This is a genomic window from Nonomuraea sp. NPDC026600 (assembly GCF_040638335.1).
Classification (GTDB): domain Bacteria; phylum Actinomycetota; class Actinomycetes; order Streptosporangiales; family Streptosporangiaceae; genus Nonomuraea.
The window spans coordinates 553,198-572,769 of record NZ_JBEZYD010000002.1 but is presented as its reverse complement, the minus strand read 5'-3'; the positions used below and the strand labels follow the sequence as shown (position 1 = coordinate 572,769).

Genomic DNA, 19,572 nt, shown 5'->3' with positions numbered 1-19,572 from the left:
GTCAGAGGCCTTCGGCGGGGGCGGCCCACTCGGGTCGTACCCGGACGTACTTGATGACGCGGCGGTGGTAGGTGAAGGCGATGTGCAGGTCGCCGTCGTCGCTTTCGTGGATGGACGGGTAGGAGTACTCCCGGTTGAGACCGTCGCGGGAGTTGTTGGTCAGGCAGTAGCCGTCGCCCACCTCCAGATCGCGGCGGATCGGCCACGTGCGCCCGCCGTCGTCGGACAGCGCGAGGGTCATGGGCGCACGCGGGGCGCCCCAGAACGCGGTCCGCTCATCGCTCCCGGCAGGTGCCGCCTCTTCATCGGCCGGACTCGCCGCCGGGGTCTCGGCGAGGCCGTCATCGTCGATCTCGTCGTACAGGGACACTCGGCGCTCGGTGGCGTCGGCCGCGCTGCTGGCGTTGAACACCAGCGCCAACCGGCCGTCACGCAGCGTGACGTACTGGATGGAGGAGTTGTTGTTGGGCAGTTCGGTGGCGGTGGGAGCGCTCCAGGTCGCGCCCTCGTCCGCCGACCGGCTCTCGTAGACCGAATCCGCCCAGCGGCTGCGGAACAGCGCGAGCAACGTGCCGTCGGTCAGCACATGGATGTTCATGTGGACGCAGCCGGTGCTCTCGGGGACGGGCTGTTCGTGCCACGTTCGTCCCTCGTCGTCGGAGATCATGAGGGAGCTGGTGTCACGGTCGCCGACCCAGCGCTTGCCCGGCGTGGTGACGCAGTTGAAGACGGGCAGCAGCCACCGGCCGGACGGCAGCACGAGCACGGGCTGCCGGACGAAGACGCCGCCGCGGCTCGTGGCGGGGATGAGGGTCTGCACAGGTCCCCACGTGTGACCGTCGTCTCGCGAGATGCGGCGACGGACTTCGGCGGTGTCCTGGTTGCCGGCGTGCTGGGCGGTGTACAACAACCACAGCTCTCCCGCGGGCGTGGGAAACAGGACCGGGTTCTGTTCGGAACGCGTCAGGTCGTCGGACAGCCGCGTGGGCGTGGACCAGGTGTCCGCGCCCTTCTCCAGCCGGGAGAACCAGATGGAGATGTCCGAGACACCCTCCTGCGTGCCACCGAACCACACACAGCCGAGATCACCGTTGCGCAGCGACATGATGTTGGCCGCGTGGTTCTGCACGGCGGGCGCGACCAGGTACGCGTCGCGGCGGTCCGGATCGTCGTCGCGAACGCGGATCAGACCGTCCATGGGCAGGTGATCGGGAACGGACGTCTGGGACTGGCTCACTGCTCTCCTTGGCGAGACTGGGCTCGGGCGTCGGTCAAGTGGGACTTCGCGACCTGTTCGAGGTGGACGAGGTCGCAGGCGATGGTGGCGAAGGTGTATCCCTCGGCCAGGCGCTTGGCGGCGGTCCCGCCGTCGGGGGTGTGGATGCCGGCGGCGATACCGGCGGACCTGGCGGCTTCGCGCACCGTGACCAGCGCGTCCTCGAACTGGGCGGCGATCGCCGGATCGCCGGGGAAGGCGCCGCCCAGGGCCAGGCACAGATCGGACGGGCCGACGTAGACGCCGTCCAGGCCGGGGGTGGCGCAGATCGCCTCGACGTTCGCCAGCCCCTGTGCCGTCTCGATCATGGCGAGGACCAGCACGGTGGCGTCGCTGTCCCCGGGGCGCGGCCCGATGCGGAGCGCCGAGCGCATCGGCCCGTACGAGCGGCGCCCTTTCGGCGGATAGCGGGTCGCGGAGACGGCCGCCGCGGCATCGTCGGCGGTGTCGATGAGCGGCACGATGACACCTGCGGCGCCCGCGTCGAGGGCCCGGCCGATGGGGCTGGGGTCGTTCGCCTCGACCCTCACCAGGCCCGCGGACACGCCGCCCGCGTCGATCGCGGTCAGGCCGCTCAGCATCCCCGAGTAGCCCAGCAGACCGTGCTGAGCGTCCAGGCACACGTAGTCGTAACCGAGGCGCGCGATGCGCTCGGTGGACACCGGCGAATCGAGCACGGCCCAGTAGCCCAGTGCGGTTTCCCGGGCACGAATCCTGGCGGTGAAGTCGGTGATGCTCACGGCTGGCCTTCTCCTCGGTGGTCGGCTCTCATCGGTTGTAGGCGGGCATGGGGCCGCGCAGCTCCGCGCCCACCCGGTCACAGGCTGCCACGACGTCCTCGGGAAGCGGTCCCGCCGCGGCGGTCGCGATGTTCGCGCGGAGGTGTTCGACCTTGGAACCGCCGAGCAGGAGGGCCCCCACGCCGTCGCGATGGAGCAGCCACCGTAGGGACAGCTCGACGAGGGGGATGCCCGCCTGCGCGGCGATCCCACCGAGCGTGGTGACGGCCTCGAACAGCGCCGGGTTCCAGTACCGCTGCCGGTACATGGGGGCGAGCTTGGAGTCGCCGAAGCGACCGGCGGCGGGGTCCTGCTCGAAGGTGTGCCGCCCGGTGAGCAGGCCCCCGCCGAGCGGGTTGTAGACCATGGTCGTCAGGCCGGTGCTCTGCGCGAACTCCAGGTACTCCTCCTCCACCCTGCGGGCCAGGAGGTTGTAGAGCTGCTGGGCGACGACCGGCCGCGGCGCGCCGGCGGCGTCGGCGGCGTGGTTGATCTCGGCGATCTGCCAGGCCGCGTAGTTGGAGACGCCGAGTGCGCCGATCTTGCCCTCGGCGACGAACTCGGCGATGGCGCCGAGCGTCTCGGCCGGCGGCGTGCGGCGGTCGGGCTGGTGCAGGTAGAACAGGTCGACGTGGTCGACCTGTAGGCGGCGCAGGCTGCCTTCGAGGCTCGCCCGCAATCCCTTGGCGGACAGCGGCGCGTGATCGCCGGCGTCCGGATGGGGCATACCGGCCTTGGTCGCGAGGACGATCCGGTCGCGCCGGGTGGCGAGCAGCGGTCCCAGGATGGACTCGGTCGCGCCGCCCGCGTAGGCGTTCGCGGTGTCCACGCCGGTGATGCCGGCGTCGAGTGCCGCGTCCAGCATGCGCGCGGCCTCTTTCGCGTCGGCCGTGTCGCCGAACGTCATGGTGCCCAGCACCAGCGTGGACAGCCCGATGCGCGCCCCGGACGGTGTTGCCGCCGATACGGAGATCGCCGGTACGGAAGGTGTCATCGGTCGGTTCCTCGCTGAACGGGTGTTCCGGGGGACTGCGTAGTGGACGGGGCCCGCACCAGTTCGCGCGGCTTGCGCCCGCGTATAGCGGCCGGGTCCAGTGCGGCCCTGCGGAGGGCGCGGGTGTAGGGATGGGCCGGCGCGGCCAGCACCTTCCGGGTGGGGCCGGACTCGACCAGGCGCCCTTTCTTCATGACGATGATGTCCTCGCTGATCTCCCTGACCACACCGAGGTTGTGGGAGATCACGACATAGGTGAGGCCGGTCTCGGCCTGGATCTTCATGAGCAGGGCGAGGACCTGCGCCTGGACGGACACGTCCAGAGCGCTCGTCGCCTCGTCGCAGACCAGCAGATCGGGTTGGGAGGCCAGGGCTCTGGCGATGCCGATGCGCTGGCGCTGGCCGCCGGAGAACTCCGGCGGGCGGCGCTCCAGGGCCGTGGCGGGCAGGCCCACCTGGTCGATGAGCCTGGCCGCCTCCTTGGCCCGTGCGCGTCTGTCGCGCATTCCGCGCACCCGCAGCGGTTCCGCGACGATCTCCTCCGCCGACAGGTGCGGGTCGAGCGACCCGTACGGGTCTTGAAAGATCATCTGTACCCGGTTGCGCATCGGGCGCAACTGTTTCTCGGTCAGCTGGGCGATGTCGGTGCCGCCCACCACGATGCGGCCCGCGACGGGCTTGACCAGCCGGACGATCGACCGGGCGATCGTGGACTTGCCGCAGCCTGACTCCCCCACGATGGCCAGGGTGCCGCCCCGCCGTACGGTGAAGCTGACGTCGTCGACCGCGCGGAACACGCCGTGGGCGACGGGATAGTCCACGACGAGGCCGTCGACCTCGAGGAACGCGTCGGTCATCGAGATTCTCCCAGTGCTACCGGGTCGGCCGGCGACCCGTCGTCGGCGGGCTCTTCCGGGGACTCGCCGTCCTCGGCGGGCGCTTCCAGGGTCTCGCCGTCCTCGTCCCACGGGCCGAGCTGGGGGACCGCCGTCAGCAACTTCCTCGTGTAGGGCTCGCCGGGTGCGCCGACGATCTGCTCGGCCTCGCCGGACTCGACGAATCGCCCGTCCTTCATGACATGGATGCGGTCCGAGACGAGCCGGGCCACGCCGATGTCGTGAGTGATCATGAGGATGCCGATGCCGGTGTTCTCCTGTACTTCGAGCAGCAGGTCGAGGATGCCCGCCTGGACGGTGACGTCCAGGGCGGAGGTCGGTTCGTCGGCGACGAGCAGGACGGGCGACCCGGCGAGCGCGAGCGCGATGAGCACGCGCTGCAGCATGCCTCCTGACAGCTGATGCGGATACTTGTGGAGCTGGGACTCCGGATCGGGGATGTGCATCCGGGCCAGCAGGCCGACGGACCGCGCGACGGTTTCCGACCTGGACAGGCCGCGGTGACGCAGCCGCACGGCCTCACGGAGCTGCTGCCCGATGGTGTGGACGGGGCTGAGCGCCGTCATCGGATCCTGCGGGATGAGGGAGACGGTACGCCCGCGTAGCTTGCGCGCCGCGCGCGGGTCGGCGATGACGTCGACTCCCTGGAAGCGGGCCTTGCCGGAGAGGACCGCCAGTTCCGGGGGGAGCAGCCGCAGGATGCCCATGGCCGTGGTGGACTTGCCGGATCCCGACTCGCCGATGATCGTCACGGTTTCGCCCTGGCGGATGAGGAAGCTGACGCCGTCGACGGCGCGGACGATACCGGCTTCGGTGATCAGCTCGATCTGCAGGTCCTCGACCTCCAGCAGGGGACGATCGGCCTCGTCGAACTCGGCTGTCATGCTCGGCTCACCTTCCTTTCCGTCTGCGGACGCGGTCCCTCAGCCCGTCGCCGAGCAGGTTGACACCGACGACGAGCAGCACGATGAACAGTCCGGGCAGCGTGACCAGCCACCACGACGTCGTGATGTAGTCCTGGCCGTCGGAGATGATGCGGCCCCAGGTGGCGAACGGGCGCTGCGGACCGGCGCCCAGGTAGCTCAATGCGCTCTCCAGCAGCACGGCCTGGGCCAGCAGCAGCAGGATCACGAGCGTGGCCTGCTTGACGACGTTGGGCAGTACGTGCCGGAGCAGGATGGCGACGCGGCGCAGGCCGAGCACCCGGGCCGCGGCCACATAGGGTTTCTCCCGCTCGACGAGCACCAGGGAACGGGTCAGGCGGGCCACCTCCGGCCACTGCGCGATCGCGATCACGAAGGTGATGACCGGAATGGAGGGGCCGAAGAGCGCGACGACCAGCAGCAGCATCAACAGCAGAGGGAGCGAGAGCTGCGCCTCCAGCAGGCGGGAGACTATGGTGTCGACCCAGCCGCCGAAGAATCCGGCCGCGGCACCGGCGATGAGGCCGATGATGCCGGACACGACGATGGCCAGCACCCCGACGGTGAGCGAGACCTGGCCGCCGTGCAGGACCCGGGAGAGAAGGTCCCGGCCGAGCTGGTCGGTTCCGAACAGGTGCCCGCCGGTCAGCGGGGGCAGGCGGCGCAGGCCGAGGCTCTGCTCGTCCGGCCCGGGGATCGGCAGCACGTTGGCCAGGACGACGGGCAGGACGACGAGGGCCACGCACACCGAGCCGACCCAGGTCTTCAGCCGCGCGCCCTTGCGGCGGCGGACCGCCGCAGATCGCGCGAGATCCTTGGCGGTCACCGCGCTGGGCCGCGCGGAGGGCTCCGGGGTGTCCGGGCCCCTGAAGCCGTCGGCGGGGCCGGCCTCGGTGGCGGTCATGAGGCCACCGCCTTCCCGAGTCGTACCCGCGGGTCGAGCAGCGGGTAGGCGAGATCGATGAGGAGTTGGACGGCCACCGTCAGGATGGCCGTGACCAGGACGGTCGCCTGGATCAGCGGGTAGTCCCGGGTTTCCAGCGCCCGCACGACGAGCGATCCGACACCCGGCCAGGCGAAGACGACCTCGACCACCACCACGCCGTTGAGCATGGCGGCGAACCGGGTGCCGAGCGCGGTCACCACCGGGACGGCCGAGTTGCCCATGGCGTAGCGCCAGGTCAGGCCGCGTTCGGAGATGCCGCGGGAGCGGGCGATCGTCAGATAGGGAGCCGCGAAGCCGGTCCCCATCTCCCGGCTCACCAAGCGGGAGATCAGCGCGATCTGCAGGATGCCGACCGTCAGGGTCGGCAGTACCAGGCCGGCCCAACTGGTGAAACCGGAGGCCGGGAGCACAGGGACGAGCACCGCGAAGACGGTCAGCAGCATGATGCCGCTCCAGAACTCCGGCATGGACTGGCCGGCGATCATGGCCACGTTGGCCCCGAGCTCGCGGGCGGTGTCGGCGTGCCGCGCCATCCAGACGCCGAGCGGGATGGCCACGACCGCGGCGAACAGGATGGAGGACACGGCGAGCATGACGGTGTACGGCAGCCGGCTCAGGACGACGTCCATGGCGGGGGCCTGGAAGGAGAAGGACGTGCCCAGGTTGCCGCTGAACAGGTCACGAACGAAGATTCCGTACTGCTCTATCAGCGGTTTGTCCAGGCCGAACTGGACGCGGATGCGTTCGAGCTCCGCCGTGGTGGCCAGGGGGCTGGCGTAGGCGGCCGCCGGATCGCCTGGCGCCAGCCGTACGAGCACGAAGACCGTGGAGACGGTCAGGAAGATCGCCAGGAGGCTCTGCCCGACACGTTGGGTGACATAGCGGACCACGACTCATCCATTCAGCCGGACAGATGCCAGGTCGTAGGAGTTGGTAGGACTGAGCAGCACGTTCTGCACGCGCTTGCGCCGGGCGATGACGGTCTTGGGGACGAAGGCCCACATGCAGGGCCAGGTGTTCCAGATCTCCTTCTGCGCGGTGGCGAGGAGAGCGTCCCGGGCCGTCTTGTCGGTTTCCCGGGAGGCCTTCTGGAGCATGGTGGTGATCTTGGGGAACACGTAACCGTGGTAGGTGTCCCGGGTGGCCTCCTTCTCCGCCGTGCCGGCGAACATGCCCTGCAGCGGAGTCAGTGCCAGCCCGGTCGGGCCGGGGTAGCCGTTGCCGAGGATGTCCCAGTCGCCGCCCCGGCCCTGCCGCCACTTGGAGATGTCGCCGCCCGGCTGGAACTGCTGGAGTTCGGCCTGCACGCCGACCGCCTTGAGCATCTCCACCACGGCTTCCATGACGCTCGTGTCGTTGGCGAACTCCCCGGTCTCCCAGATGATCTTGAGCTTGAGATCCTTCACTCCGGCGGCCTCGAGCAGCTGCTTGGCCTTCGCCGGGTTGTAGACGTACTCGCCCGTCTGCACCGCCCCGGTCAGGGTGTCGGCCACCACGCCTCGGGCCTGGGTCACCGAATCGGCGAAGACGTCCTTGATCAGGGCGGGGCCGTTGATGGCGTAGCTGAGCGCCTCGCGCACGCGCGCGTCGGCGAGCGGGTGCCCGGAGGGTTTGCGGAAGTTGTAGAAGAGCTGGGTGATGCGCGTGCTCGGCACCTGCTGTATCTCCACGTCGCCGAGACCGGAGAGCTGGCTGATCGTATCGGGGGAGATCGCGTCGATCACATCGACCTCGCCGCTGCGCAGGGCGACGACGCGGTTGGCCTCCTCCGGGAGGAACCTGACCTGTACGGTCTTGATCGCGGGCGCGGAGCCCCAGTATTTGTCGTTGACCTGCAGTGTGTACTCTCCGGTGCCCCGGTTCGCGGCGGTGACGATGTAGGGACCCGAGCCTATGCCGCCCTGAAGTTCCTCCGGCTTGTTGGCCGCGGCGGGGGTGATCAGGATGTTCGCCATCAGGTAGTCGAGCGTCGGCACCGGGTTCTCGGTCACGAGCTTGAAGGTGCTCGCGTCGACGGGGGTGACCGTCGGCCATTCGGGGAACAGGCCGGCCAGGAACGATCCTGGGACCTTCTGGTACATCTGCAAGGCCGTTGCCACGTCTTCGACCTTGATGGGGCTGCCATCGGAGTAGTGGACGCCGGCCCGCAACTTGACCGTCCACTCGGTGGGAGCCGTCAGCTCGAACCTCTCGGCCAGGACGGGCTGCACGGTGAGCTTCGGATCGATGAAGGTCAGCGCCTGGCGGACACCACGCTGGACGGTAAGGGCGGCATCGAACTGGTTGAGCTTGTTGTCCAGCGACACGAGTGAGCGGTTGAGCGCCAGCGTGAGGCCCGGACCGGCGGTGGAACCGGCGCCGGAGCCCGCGCCGGTGACAGGCCCCGGTCCCGCGCAGGCGGCGAGGGGACTCAGCGTCATGGCCGCGCCCGTGAGAGCACCGAGGCGGAGAAGACTTCGGCGGGAGTACTGGGGGCCACTTCCGAGGTGAGTCATTGTGCTTCTCGCTTTCTGGACCGTCCGCAGCGGTGCGCTTCTCAGCAGCGGCCGCCTGCCAGGACCGGATGTTTCCCACGTCACAACGACGTTGCTGCACCATTACATGCATGCGCGCTTCGCGCAAGAGGTCTAGCGCATTTTGTGCAAGCTGTGACATCATCCAGTCAAGACGAAGGCTGCGCCGACGTGCCCGCCTCGCTCCGGAGCGGATCATGTATGACGTTCGCGGGGGCAGTGAGAGCCTGCCTGAGGTGCATAGATCGATCACATCGGGGGATTCCTTTGACGCCCAGGAGAAGCACGGCCGCGCACGGTGTGCTCATCGTGGCCGACGACCTCTCGGGCGCGGCCGAGTCGGCAGCGCGAATAATGATGCGCGGAACACGCACAATGATTGTCCTCGCTCACCACGCCGTGCGGGGCGAGTGCGATCCCGCCGACATCCTGGTGGTCGATACCGACTCGCGGCACCGGCCGCCCACCGAGGCCGCCGCGGCGGTGCGTTCCGCGCTCGCCCTGGCCTCGGCCGGGCGGCCGCGGCTGGTCTTCAAGAAGATCGACTCTCTGCTGCGCGGCAACGTCGCGGCGGAGGTGGCCGCGCTCATGGCGCCTGGGGCCGGCATCGTCGTCGCCCCCGCCCTGCCCGGCCTGGATCGGGTGGTACGCGGCGGCGTGCTGCACCTGGCCGGTGTCGCCCTCCATCAGGCGAACGCCTGGGCGGTGGACGGCGTCTCCGCTCCGACCTCGGTCGAGGCGGCCCTGGCGCCGCTGCCGGCCCGCGTGCTGGACCTCGCGACCGTGCGATCGGATCGCCTTTCCGACGCGATCGCCTCCTGCGCCGAAGACTCGCGCATCGCGCTGTGCGACGCCGAGACGGATGCCGATCTGGACGCCGTGCTGCGTGCCGCGCTCGCCGTACCGTCGGTGCGGCTGGTCGGATCCGGCGGGCTCGCCGACGCGCTCGGCCGTCACCTGCGGAGTCTTGGCGTGGACGTCGAGGAGCATGAGCCCGTCCCCGCGCATGCCGCGCGGCACGGCGAGGTGGCCCGCCCGGCGCCGCTCGTCGTGGTGGGGAGCGCCGAGCCGGTCGCGGCCGAACAAGTACGCCGGCTGGTCGAGGCGGGAGCCGTACCCGTGGCCCTGCCCCTGACGGCGCTCCTCGGCACACCCGCCGGACGGGACCCCCTCCCCCACCTCCCGATCGGCGACCAGGCGGTCGTGACCTTCCTCGACTCCGCCGGCGCCGTCCTCCCAGCGGCCTCACGTGACATCGCGCGGCGGCTGGCCGAGTTCGTCGCGGACGCCGTGCGCGCGTCCGCGACGACAGTGGACCTCGTGCTGACCGGCGGCGAGACCGCCCGGCGCGTCCTTGACGCCCTTCAGGTGCGGGAACTGACACCGGTCGGGCAGGTGCACCCGGGAGCCGTCCACTCCCGGACGCCCGACGGTCGTTCGGTGGTCACCCGCCCGGGCAGTTTCGGGGGAGCCGACTCGCTCGTTCAGATCGTCAGGGCCCTGGCCCCGCACTCCCTCGGAACCCTTGACCCCACCCCTCTCCCTCTCCGGAACCAAGCGAAAGGCCCCCTAGTGAGCATCACCACCGCCCCCGTCGGCGCACAGTCGCGCACCTCGGCCGTCCCGATCATCGCCGTCACCATGGGCGACGGGGCCGGCGTAGGCCCGGAAGTCATCGTCGGCGCCCTCCAGGACCCCTACGTCGCCGAGCTCTGCCGTCCCGTCGTCATCGGCGACGCCGTACGGCTGCGCCAAGCGGCCGGCATCCTCGGGATCGACACCGAGATCGTGGCGGTCGACACGGTGGCCGATGCCGTGTTCCAGCCGGGACGCGTCAATGTCATCGACCTGGCGCTGCTGCCGGCGGATCTGCCCTGGGGGAAGATCTCCCCCGTGGCGGGGGCGGCCGCCTACCACTATGTACGCGTCGCCAGCGAGCTGGCGATGGCCGGGGAGGTGCAGGCGATCTGCACGGCACCGCTGAACAAGGAGGCCCTGCACGCGGGCGGCCACATCTTCCCGGGGCACACCGAACTCCTCGCGCACCTGACCGGGACCGACGAGGTGTCCATGATGTTGTCCTCACCGAAGATCCGGGTCATCCACGTCACCACGCACATCGGGCTGATCGACGCGATCGCGAAGATCGAACCCGGCCTGGTGGAACGGACCGTTCGCCGCGGCCACGAGGCGCTGCGGCGTGCCGGGATCGAGAACCCGCGCATCGGCGTGTGCGGCATCAACCCGCACGCCGGGGAGAACGGCCTGTTCGGGTACGGGGAAGAGGCCGAGAAGATCGTTCCCGCCGTCGAAGCCCTGAAAGCCGACGGCATCGACGTGCAGGGGCCGCTGCCCGCCGACACGGCGTTCTTCGTCGCGGGGCGCGGAGACTACGACCTCATCGTGGCGATGTACCACGACCAGGGCCACGGCCCGGTGAAGATCCTCGGCATCGAGGCCGGGGTGAACATCACCGTGGGCCTGCCCGTCATCCGCACGTCCGTGGACCACGGAACCGCCTTCGACATCGCCGGGAAGGGCATCGCCGAGGTCGGTAGCATGATCGAGGCGCTGCGGCAGGCCGCCCAGATGTCTTCCAGCCCCGCTGTCTGACCCCGGGGCGTTGAACGACAGCCGAGAAGGAGGAGCGTTGTCCAGATCTGACCGTCGGCGCGCCGAGATCGTCCGCCTGGCCACGACCAGTGGCCTGGCCAGCGTCGAGGATCTGTCCTCGACGTTCGCCGTGACGTCCTCGACCATCCGGCGTGACCTCGCCCGGCTGACCGCGCAGGGGCTGCTGGCCCGCACGTATGGCGGTGCGATGGCCGTCGTCGCGCACCCCGAGGACTCCTTGCGCCAGCGCGTCGGTGACGCCTTCGAGGCCAAACGCGGGATCGCCCGGTGGGCGGCCCAGCAGATCGGAGCCGGGGAGTCCGTGTTGCTCGACGCCGGCTCGACCGTCGCGGCGCTGGCTCACGAACTGCGCTCCAGCACCCAGCTCCTGATCGCCACGACAAGCCTGACGGTGCTGAAAGAGCTCGACGACGTCGAGGGCCTCCATGTGGAGTGCCTCGGCGGCCGGCTGCGCCACCTCAGCCAGGGGTTCGTCGGCCCCATCACCGAGACCTCTCTGGAGCGGATGTCGTTCGACCGCGTCTTTCTCGGGGCTGACGGAGTCACCGCCGACCGCGGGATCTGCGAGGCCGACCTCCAGCAGACCCGGCTCAAGGAGCTCATGGCACGCAGGGCCCACAAGACCTACGTGCTGGCGCATGCGGCCAAACTCGGGCGACGTCCGTTCCACGCCTGGGTTCAGCTCCCCCGGCCCTGGACGCTGGTGACCGACGCCGACGCCCCGGAAGACGTGCTGGCCCCGTTCTCGGCCGAGGGAGTCGAGGTGATCGTGGTCGACGCCGAAGGACAGATCAGCAAGCCGAAGCCGGCCACGAGTCAGCCGACCGCCCCCTAGCGGCCCGCACACCCGACCGGGCCGGTCGGCCCGGTGCGGCCCCGCACCCGTCATCCAGGTGACCGGCCGGATCCCGGAAACGGCGGTCCGCCGTCGGTGTCCGCGGCCGCCCTGGACGCCTCTCGGGGCGCTTGGTTGACATTAATCACAGGGTGAAATGTCCAGTTTTGCGTGACAAGTCCGTAACAGGACGACAGAATGCGGGACCACCAGCCTCTCCCCCACTGGAGGAACCCATGCGTAGACCCCTGGGGATACTCGCCGCCGTCGCCAGCCTCGCCGCCTGCACCCCGTCCACCGACCGGCCGGCGGGCGGAGCGGCGGGAGCGGTGCCCGAGGTGACCGCGTCGGCCTCCACGTCGGCACAGACCAAGGAGCCGGCTCCCCGAGCGACCCCTGAATCGGACGAGTGCCGCGTGAGCGTGGTCAGGCCGGACATCTCCGCGCTCAGGATCCGGACGTCGGCCGCCCGCCGTGGCTGTGTGCACCCGGCACTGCTGCGCATCCAGGTCAAGCGAGCCGTCCCCGGCACCGATCCGGTCGTCAAGAGCGGCGCCACCAGGAAGAGCCGCATCGCCCTGCGACTGCCCTGCGAGCCGGGTGCGTACTACGCGGTCGCCACCGACTACCGGGGCGGCACAGCCAGGTCCAATCCCGTACGGCTGACGTGCGTCACCCCCACCCCCACGACACGGAAGACGGAGGCGCCGCCGGTTCCTGAGAGCAAGGCGTCCACCACATCCATCGGCACGGCGCTGGAGAACGAGGTCGTCCGGCTGACCAACGCCGAGCGGGCCAAGGGCGGCTGCGACCCGCTCAAGCACGACGCGCGGCTGCGCAAGGCCGCGTTCGGGCACTCAGCCGACATGGCGAAGAACGACTACTTCGACCACGACTCTCAGGACGGCCGCGACATGGTCGACCGCATGCGCGCAGCCGGCTTCACCGGCTCGGCCTGGGCCGAGAACATCGCCATGGGCCAGCGGTCGGCGGCGGAGGTGCTCCGGAGCTGGATGAACAGCGACGGCCACCGGCAGAACATCATGAACTGCTCGTACACCCTCATCGGGGTGGGCGCGGCCAAGGACGCGCAGGGACAGATCTACTGGACACAGGACTTCGCCGCCCGCTGACCCTGGCCATCGTCGGTGTGCACCGTCATCAGTCCGCTAACGTGCTTGACACCGGATGCCTCGCGCATGCAACCGTTCCCGCAGCACGGGAGCACGACGTGCGTCTGCCCGCGCCCGCATCAGACGGCGCACCCGGCGCCGCGAGCGCCGGACATGAAGCACTTGCCCGTACGCGCAGCCCGCGAGCGCTGCGACAGCCAGCGCCGCCAGCCTGACGAGGTCGCCAGGCCCGAACGCCAACTCCCCTTCGGCATGCACCAGAAAGCCTGTCGCGAAGCACCAGGCCATCGCTCCCGTCGCGAACGCGGCGAGGTAGTGCCTTGCCCAGATCGCGAACAGGCCGACGGCCACCGCCACCAGGGCGACGCGTTCCGTGGTCTGGGAGACGGTCATCGCGGCCATCACACAGCCGCCGACGGCGAATACGAATCCGGCCGGAATCAGTACTTCCACAGGATGCCCGCGCATCGACCATCCTTTCCGGCGGGAACGATTTCATGTAACACGACCTGGCGTACGGGAGCGCCGTTACTTACGACATTCCTACGCGTTCGCTACGGCCACTGACGCGTTGTTTACGCGCGGCGAGCGCGTCAAAGGCGCCGCTGGGTAGAAGTAGGGCGTTGACCTCGACAGATGTGATGTGAGGGCGGGAGGTGCGGCGGTAATGCCTCGCTATCTGAACAGGGATCGCATCGCGGTTGTGGCCGCGCTGGTGATCCCGCCGGCCATCGCGATGGTCCTCCTGCCGTTTCGTACCAGCCTGCCGAACACGAGTGTGGCTCTTGTTCTGGTCGTGACAGTCGTCGCGGTCGCCGCCAACGGGAACCGTCTCGCCGGGGCGCTGGCGGCGATCTCGGCCGCGGTGTGGTTCGACTTCTTCTTCACCCAGCCTTACGAACGCTTCGCCATCACCAAGTCCGCAGACATCCAGACCGCGATCCTGCTGCTCGTCGTGGGGCTGGCGGTCTCACAACTGGCCGCTCGCGCTCGGCGGCTGGAAGTGATCACCATCACCGATGCCGGCTACCTGGCCCAGATCCATGACACCGCCGAGCTGGCCCAGTCGGCGAACGCGCCTGACACGGTGGTCGATCACGTGACGGTCCAGCTCACCAAACTGCTCCACCTTCGCGGGTGCCGCTTCGAGTACGGGACCCTGATCGGTCACCCACCGCGTCTTGAGCAGGACGGCACCGTGGTCTGGGGCCGCAAACACTGGGACGTCGATCGGCTCGGCCTGCCCGATGAGGAGGTCGAGCTGCGTACGTTCGGCAATGGCCGCTTCTACGGCCGCTTCATGCTCGACCCCACACCCGGGACCATCCCGCCTCTGCAGGCGCGCCTGGTCGCGGTGACCCTCGCCGACCAGGTGGGTGCCGCGCTCGATACCGCGTCGATGTAGGGCCGCTGGCGCCGGCGCGACCATCGACCGGGTACACGCCCTGCCACGACCTTGATCGGCCAGAAACGCGGTGGTCACTCTCCGCTGGGTGTCAGGAGACGCGGAAGCGCATCCGGCACACCACCGCGTCGGTACGGCGGCGCAGCGCTCTGGCCAGCACGGCGCCGCGCTGGTTCTGCAGCATCCGCTGCCAGGCGTGCTCGGGCTCGACCTCGGCGATGAGCACGAACACGTGCGGCTCGGGCACCTGGGCGAGGTAGTCGAGCAACGGCTGATCCAGGCGCCGGTGGGCGTCGAAGAGCTGTACCAGCTCCACGCCCGGATCCCAGCGGTCCCAGTCCTCGGCGAACGCCCGCGCCTGCCGTTCGTCCTCCGGATGGGTGATGTTGACGGCCACCACCCGATCGCCCAGCGACAGTGCCGCGGCGAGCGCGTCGCGGGTCAGCCGGGTGACGGCGTGTACGGGCACCACCACGAGCGAGCGACGCGGCCGGGGCGGGGCGGGGGTCTTGCCGAGTTCGAGCCGCGTGCCGATCCGCTGGTAGGAGCGGTTGACCCATTCCATGCCCGCCACCATGAGCGGCAGCGCCACCACGATCAGCCAGCCGCCCTCGGCGAACTTCGACACTGTCACCACGATGGCGGCGACGAAGGTGAGCAGCGCGCCGAAGCCGTTGAGCAGGGCCCGCCACCGCCACCCGGCGGGCCGGTCGATCACCCAGTGCCGGACCATGCCCGCCTGCGACAGCGTGAACCCGACGAACACCCCGATCGCGAACAGCGGCACCAGCACGTTCATCGCGCCACCGGCCACGACCAGCAGCAGGGCGCTGGTGACGGTCAGGAAGGCGATGCCGTAGCGGTGGACCTGCCGGTCGGCGCGCAGCGCGAAGAAGTGCGGCAGGTTGTTGTCGCCGGCCAGCAACTGGGCCAGCACCGGCAGCCCGCCGAAGGAGGTGTTGGCGGCCAGCGCCAGCAGCACCACAGTGGAGAACTGCACCAGATAGAACAGCGGCCCGTCCCCGAGCGCGGCCTGCGTGACCTGCGCGAGCACGGTCACCCCGTCGGCGGGCGCGATGGCGAACTTCTCGATCAACGCGGCGATACCCAGCAACATGACCGCCAGCAGCGCGCCCAAGGCGACCTCGGCACGCTGCGCCCGCCGTACCCGGGGCTGCTTGAACGACGGGACGGCGTTGGCGATCGCCTCCACGCCGGTCAGCGAGGCGCAGCCGTTGGCGAACGCCTTGAGCAGGAGCAGGACGCCGACCGTCTGCAGGCTGCCCACCTGGTGCGAGACGTCGACGGCGGGCTCGCTCCTGACCAGCCCGGCGACGATGACCAGCAAGATGGCGCCGACATAGATCGCGGTCGGCGCGATGAACGCGCGGGCGCTGTGCGCGATGCCCTTGAGGTTGATCGCGGTCACCAGCGCCAGCACGACCAGGCAGATCCAGACCGTGTACGGCAGCAGCTCGGGAAAGGCGGAGGTGAGCGCGGCGACCCCGGCGGCCACCGACACCGCCACGTTGAGCACGTAGTCGACGATCAGTGAGGCGCCGGCGATCAGTCCGTACCGGCGGCCCAGGTAGGTCTTGGCCACCCCATAGGCGCCGCCGCCTTGCGGGAAGGCGGCGATGACCTGCCGGTAGGAGAGCGTCAGCACCGCGAGCAGGGCCGCGATGGTGAACGTGACCGGGATGGTGAAGCCGAGCCCAGCGCCACCCGCGAGGGCCAGCACCAGCACGATCGCCTCGGGCCCGTACGCCACCGACGCCATCGCGTCCAGCGACAGGGCGGCCAGACCACCGATCACGGACAGCCGATGCCGATCACCGGTATCAGCGGGCTCCTTGACCGGAGGGGAAGTTTTCACACCAGACATTGAAGAATGCTCCTGAACGGGGGATTTCATCCTCATGGTGGCCCCGCGAGCGACCGCGCATGCCTGTCTATATGCATCCCTGACGTCAAAAGCACAAATAACTACGCGAAAAGTACGGCAGCCAATTACCGCACCGGCTGGGGTCATGGTTTGAAGCGGTAGCCCATGCCGGGTTCGGTGATCAGGTGAGCGGGGCTGGCCGGGTCGCGTTCGAGTTTGCGGCGGATCTGGGCCATGTACTGGCGCAGATAGTGGGTTTCCTTCACGAAGCGGGCGCCCCACACCTCGGTGAGAATGTGACGCTGGCTGATCAGCTTGCCGGGGTGACGGAGCAGCATCTCCAGGATGTGCCACTCGGTCGGGGTGAGGCGCACATCGCTGGAGATCGTCTTGTTGGTCAGGTCGATCACGTGGTCGCCGAGCTGGATGCGGGCCAGCTCGGCTTCCTGGGTGGCGCTGCGCCGGGTGACGGCCCGCACTCTGGCCAGCAGTTCGTCGATGCCGAACGGCTTGGTCACGTAGTCGTCCGCGCCGGCGTCCAGGGCCTCGATCTTGTCCTGGTTGCCGGCCCTGCCGGACAGCACGATGATCGGGATGGTGGTCCAGCCGCGCAGGCCGTGGATGACGTCGATCCCGTCCAGGTCGGGCAGCCCAAGATCGAGGATGACCAGGTCCGGTGCGCTGTCGACGGCCGCGCGCAGGGCCGCGGCGCCGTCGGCGGCGATGTCCACCTCGTAGTGGCGGGCGGCCAGATTGATGCGCAGCGCGCGCAGGATCTGCGGCTCGTCATCGACCACGAGGATGCGGGTCATGCCGGCACCGCTCTGCTGGAAATGGGCAGTGTGAGGGTCATGGTGAGACCTCCCCCTGGTGTCTCCTCGGGTACGAGGGTGCCGCCCATCGCCTCGGTCAGGCCGCGCGAGAGGGCCAGGCCGAGACCGACGCCGGAGTGGTTGTCGCGGTCGCCGAGCCGCTGGAACGGCTGGAAGACGTGGTCGTGCGCCTCGGGCGGGATGCCCGGGCCGCGGTCCATCACGCGGATCTCCACGTGATCGCCATGCCAGCTCGCGGTGATCAGTACCGTCTTGTCCGGCGGGCTGTAGCGGACCGCGTTGGACATGAGGTTGACCAGCACCCGCTCCAGCAGGGCCGCGTCGGCGAGGATCTCGGGCAGGTCGATGGAGATGTCGCCCTCGACCCGGTCGCGCAGCGGGCCGAGATCGTCGATGGCGCGTGGCACGATCTCCTCCAGGGCCAGCGGTTGCGGGGTCACACCGAGCACCCCGGCCTGCAGCCGGCTCATGTCGAGCAGGTTCGCCACCAACCGGTCCAGCTTGTCCAGTGACTCCTCGGCGGTGGCGAACAGCTCGGCGCGGTCCTGTTCCGACCAGGCGACGTCGGTGTTGTGCAGGCTCTCCACCGCGGCCTTGGCCGAGGCCAGCGGCGTGCGCAGGTCGTGGCTGACGGCGGCGAGCAGGGCGGTGCGCATCTTGTCGGCCTCGGCCAGCGGGCGGGCCTGTTCGGCCTCCTGCTGGAGGCGTTCCTGGCGGAGCGCGACGGCGACCTCGGCGGCGAACGCCTCCAGCACGGTACGGTCGGCGGCGTCCAGCGGCCCGCCCTGGGCGGCCAGGATCATGTCGGCGTCGATGACCACGTCGGTGTCGGATTGGCCGGGGCAGGTGGACGGGGCGCCGCCGAAGGTGGCCGCGATCCGCCACGCGTCCGGATCCGACTGGTCGTCGGGGGTGCGGGCGGCCTCGGGCCGTCGTTCGAGCAGGGTGACCGAGGTCAGGCCGAACGTCTCGCGCATCCGCTCCAGCAGGGACGGCACGGCGGCCTGGCCGCGCAGCACGTGCCCGGCCAGGGTGGACAGCAGTTCGGCGTCCGCGCTGGCGCGGGCGGCCTGCCGGGTGCGCCGGGCGGCGATGTCCACGATGGTGCTGACGGCAGCGGCCACCAGGACGAACACGACCAGCGCGAAGAGGTTCTCCGGATCGCTGATGGTGAACTCACCGATGGGCGGCGTGAAGTACCAGTTGAGCAGCAGCGATCCGCCGACGGCGGCGGTGATGGCCGGCCACATGCCGCCCACCAGCGCGACGCCGACAGTCAGGCAGAGGAAGAACAGGATCTCGCTGGGCAGCGACAATACGTCCCTGAACGGCGACAGCGCGGCCGTCAGCACGGGCATCCCGGCCACCGCCATCACCCAGCCGATGGACCGGCGCGTGCGGGTGAGCGCCGCGCGTGAGCGGACCGGCCGCCGACGCCCCATCTTGGCCTCGTCGTGGGTGATCATGTGGACGTCGATGGAGCCCGATCGGGCGGTGGTCTCCACCCCGACGCCTCGGGAGAAGAGCTGGGCGAACCGGCCTCTTCTGGAAGCGCCGAGCACGAGCTGGGTCGCGTTGACGCCACGGGCGAAGTCCAGCAGCGCGCGCGGAATGTCGTCGCCGACGACCTGGTGGTAGGTGCCGCCCATGTCCTCGACCAGCGACCTTTGGCGGGCCAGGCTGGCCGGATCGGCTCCGGCCAGACCGTCGGCGCTGGTCACGTGCACAGCGAGCAGGTCGGCGCCCTTGGTGCGGGCGGCGATGCGGGCCGCCCGGCGTACCAGCGTGTCGCCTTCAGGGCCGCCGGTCAGGGCGACCACGACGCGCTCGCGGGCCTCCCAGGTGCTGGCGATGCCATGCTCGGCGCGGTAGCGATCGAGCTGGTCATCGACTTTTCCCGCGACCCACAGCAGGGCCAGCTCGCGTAGCGCGGTGAGGTTGCCGACGCGGAAGTAGTTCGACAGGGCCGCGTCGACCTTCTCCGGCGCGTAGACGTTGCCATGCGCCATCCTGCGGCGCAGCGCCTCGGGCGACATGTCGACCAGCTCGATCTGGTCGGCCCGCCGGACCACCTCGTCCGGCACGGTCTCGCGCTGCGGCACGCCGGTGATCTCCTGGACCACGTCGTTGACCGACTCCAGGTGCTGGATGTTCACCGTGGAGATCACATCGATCCCGGCGTCCAGGAGGTCGTCGATGTCCTGCCAGCGCTTGACATTGCGCGAGCCCGGCACGTTGGTGTGCGCCAGTTCGTCGATCAACGCCACTGTGGGCGCGCGGGCGATCACTGCCTCGGTGTCCAGCTCGGTGAACGTCGCGCCCCTGTGCGTCATGGTCTTGCGCGGGATCACCTCCATGCCGTCCAGCAGGGCGGCGGTGCGGGCGCGGTCGTGGGTCTCGACGAAGCCCACGACCACGTCCCGGCCGCGCTCCAGCCCTCTGCGGCCTTCGCAGAGCATCGCGTACGTCTTGCCCACCCCGGGGGCCGCCCCGAGGTAGACCCGCAGCCGCCCCCTCATG

The 19,572-nt window shown here is 69.8% G+C and carries 16 protein-coding genes; 4 read left to right on the top strand and 12 right to left on the bottom strand.

The features are described from left to right. Nucleotide 1 precedes the first annotated feature (1 nt). Genes AB0F17_RS06025 through AB0F17_RS05990 form a run of 8 tightly spaced genes read right to left on the bottom strand, consistent with a single transcriptional unit; the run spans nucleotide 2 to nucleotide 8,234 of the window. Nucleotides 2–1,237, bottom strand: coding sequence for an exo-alpha-sialidase (locus tag AB0F17_RS06025; RefSeq protein WP_358016972.1), 1,236 nt, complete (start codon nucleotides 1,235–1,237; stop codon nucleotides 2–4). After that, nucleotides 1,234–2,016 carry an aldolase/citrate lyase family protein gene (locus AB0F17_RS06020; protein ID WP_358016969.1) on the bottom strand — a complete coding sequence of 261 codons (783 nt, stop codon included), beginning with the start codon at nucleotides 2,014–2,016 and terminating at the stop codon, nucleotides 1,234–1,236. The genes AB0F17_RS06025 and AB0F17_RS06020 overlap by 4 nt, the downstream gene beginning before the upstream one ends. Nucleotides 2,017–2,044: 28 nt before the next feature. Continuing rightward, the gene (locus AB0F17_RS06015) at nucleotides 2,045–3,049 is read right to left on the bottom strand and encodes an aldo/keto reductase (RefSeq protein WP_358016966.1); all 1,005 of its coding nucleotides are present in this window, start codon (nucleotides 3,047–3,049) and stop codon (nucleotides 2,045–2,047) included. Further along, a complete protein-coding gene (locus tag AB0F17_RS06010; protein ID WP_358016963.1) occupies nucleotides 3,046–3,906 on the bottom strand; it encodes an ABC transporter ATP-binding protein in 861 nt (286 codons plus the stop codon). The genes AB0F17_RS06015 and AB0F17_RS06010 overlap by 4 nt, the downstream gene beginning before the upstream one ends. Next, the gene (locus AB0F17_RS06005) at nucleotides 3,903–4,829 is read right to left on the bottom strand and encodes an ABC transporter ATP-binding protein (RefSeq protein ID WP_358016960.1); all 927 of its coding nucleotides are present in this window, start codon (nucleotides 4,827–4,829) and stop codon (nucleotides 3,903–3,905) included. Before AB0F17_RS06005 ends, AB0F17_RS06010 begins: the two co-directional genes overlap by 4 nt. Nucleotides 4,830–4,836: 7 nt before the next feature. Continuing rightward, entirely contained in the window at nucleotides 4,837–5,772 is a 936-nt protein-coding gene (locus AB0F17_RS06000) for an ABC transporter permease (RefSeq protein ID WP_358016957.1), read from the bottom strand. After that, a complete protein-coding gene (locus AB0F17_RS05995) occupies nucleotides 5,769–6,704 on the bottom strand; it encodes an ABC transporter permease (RefSeq protein ID WP_358016954.1) in 936 nt (311 codons plus the stop codon). The genes AB0F17_RS06000 and AB0F17_RS05995 overlap by 4 nt, the downstream gene beginning before the upstream one ends. A gap of 3 nt (nucleotides 6,705–6,707) precedes the next feature. Continuing rightward, entirely contained in the window at nucleotides 6,708–8,234 is a 1,527-nt protein-coding gene (locus tag AB0F17_RS05990) for an ABC transporter substrate-binding protein (RefSeq protein ID WP_358016951.1), read from the bottom strand. Between the two features lie 294 nt (nucleotides 8,235–8,528). On the opposite strand from AB0F17_RS05990, the gene pdxA reads away from it, so the two are divergent. The 3 genes from pdxA to AB0F17_RS05975 all read left to right on the top strand — a co-directional run bounded on the left by pdxA (nucleotide 8,529) and on the right by AB0F17_RS05975 (nucleotide 12,929). Next, a complete protein-coding gene (gene pdxA / locus AB0F17_RS05985) occupies nucleotides 8,529–10,940 on the top strand; it encodes a 4-hydroxythreonine-4-phosphate dehydrogenase PdxA (protein WP_358016948.1) in 2,412 nt (803 codons plus the stop codon). Between the two features lie 37 nt (nucleotides 10,941–10,977). Then, nucleotides 10,978–11,796 (top strand): DeoR/GlpR family DNA-binding transcription regulator, encoded by an 819-nt coding sequence (locus tag AB0F17_RS05980; protein ID WP_358016945.1) that lies wholly within the window; start codon nucleotides 10,978–10,980, stop codon nucleotides 11,794–11,796. 236 nt (nucleotides 11,797–12,032) lie between these two features. After that, complete coding sequence (locus AB0F17_RS05975; RefSeq protein WP_358016942.1) at nucleotides 12,033–12,929, top strand: CAP domain-containing protein; 897 nt, start codon at nucleotides 12,033–12,035, stop codon at nucleotides 12,927–12,929. Between the two features lie 36 nt (nucleotides 12,930–12,965). On the opposite strand, the gene AB0F17_RS05970 is transcribed toward AB0F17_RS05975, so the two are convergent. Next, complete coding sequence (locus AB0F17_RS05970) at nucleotides 12,966–13,397, bottom strand: hypothetical protein (RefSeq protein ID WP_358016939.1); 432 nt, start codon at nucleotides 13,395–13,397, stop codon at nucleotides 12,966–12,968. A 199-nt stretch (nucleotides 13,398–13,596) separates the two neighbouring features. Here AB0F17_RS05970 and AB0F17_RS05965 point away from each other — a divergent pair, with 199 nt between their 5' ends. After that, the gene (locus AB0F17_RS05965) at nucleotides 13,597–14,334 is read left to right on the top strand and encodes a DUF4118 domain-containing protein (protein WP_358016936.1); all 738 of its coding nucleotides are present in this window, start codon (nucleotides 13,597–13,599) and stop codon (nucleotides 14,332–14,334) included. A 91-nt stretch (nucleotides 14,335–14,425) separates the two neighbouring features. Here the strand turns inward: AB0F17_RS05965 and AB0F17_RS05960 are convergent, their stop codons facing one another. From AB0F17_RS05960 to AB0F17_RS05950, 3 genes are all read right to left on the bottom strand, one after another. Next, complete coding sequence (locus tag AB0F17_RS05960) at nucleotides 14,426–16,210, bottom strand: APC family permease (protein WP_358016933.1); 1,785 nt, start codon at nucleotides 16,208–16,210, stop codon at nucleotides 14,426–14,428. A 152-nt stretch (nucleotides 16,211–16,362) separates the two neighbouring features. Continuing rightward, nucleotides 16,363–17,031: a response regulator gene (locus AB0F17_RS05955; RefSeq protein ID WP_358016930.1), complete on the bottom strand. Its 669-nt coding sequence runs from the start codon at nucleotides 17,029–17,031 to the stop codon at nucleotides 16,363–16,365. Further along, on the bottom strand, nucleotides 17,028–19,571 hold the full coding sequence (locus AB0F17_RS05950; protein WP_358016927.1) for an ATP-binding protein: 2,544 nt from the start codon (nucleotides 19,569–19,571) through the stop codon (nucleotides 17,028–17,030). The genes AB0F17_RS05955 and AB0F17_RS05950 overlap by 4 nt, the downstream gene beginning before the upstream one ends. Nucleotide 19,572: the final 1 nt, after the last annotated feature.

Bases quoted from the DNA above. Each gene is read 5' to 3' on its own strand.
- AB0F17_RS06015 (WP_358016966.1), bottom strand. From the start codon at position 3,049: ATGACACCTTCCGTACCGGCGATCTCCGTATCGGCGGCAACACCGTCC.
- AB0F17_RS06010 (WP_358016963.1), bottom strand. From the start codon at position 3,906: ATGACCGACGCGTTCCTCGAGGTCGACGGCCTCGTCGTGGACTATCCC.
- AB0F17_RS06005 (WP_358016960.1), bottom strand. From the start codon at position 4,829: ATGACAGCCGAGTTCGACGAGGCCGATCGTCCCCTGCTGGAGGTCGAG.
- AB0F17_RS06000 (WP_358016957.1), bottom strand. From the start codon at position 5,772: ATGACCGCCACCGAGGCCGGCCCCGCCGACGGCTTCAGGGGCCCGGAC.
- AB0F17_RS05990 (WP_358016951.1), bottom strand. From the start codon at position 8,234: ATGACGCTGAGTCCCCTCGCCGCCTGCGCGGGACCGGGGCCTGTCACC.
- pdxA (WP_358016948.1), top strand. From the start codon at position 8,529: ATGACGTTCGCGGGGGCAGTGAGAGCCTGCCTGAGGTGCATAGATCGA.
- AB0F17_RS05975 (WP_358016942.1), top strand. From the start codon at position 12,033: ATGCGTAGACCCCTGGGGATACTCGCCGCCGTCGCCAGCCTCGCCGCC.
- AB0F17_RS05970 (WP_358016939.1), bottom strand. From the start codon at position 13,397: ATGCGCGGGCATCCTGTGGAAGTACTGATTCCGGCCGGATTCGTATTC.
- AB0F17_RS05965 (WP_358016936.1), top strand. From the start codon at position 13,597: ATGCCTCGCTATCTGAACAGGGATCGCATCGCGGTTGTGGCCGCGCTG.
- AB0F17_RS05955 (WP_358016930.1), bottom strand. From the start codon at position 17,031: ATGACCCGCATCCTCGTGGTCGATGACGAGCCGCAGATCCTGCGCGCG.
- AB0F17_RS05950 (WP_358016927.1), bottom strand. From the start codon at position 19,571: ATGAGGGGGCGGCTGCGGGTCTACCTCGGGGCGGCCCCCGGGGTGGGC.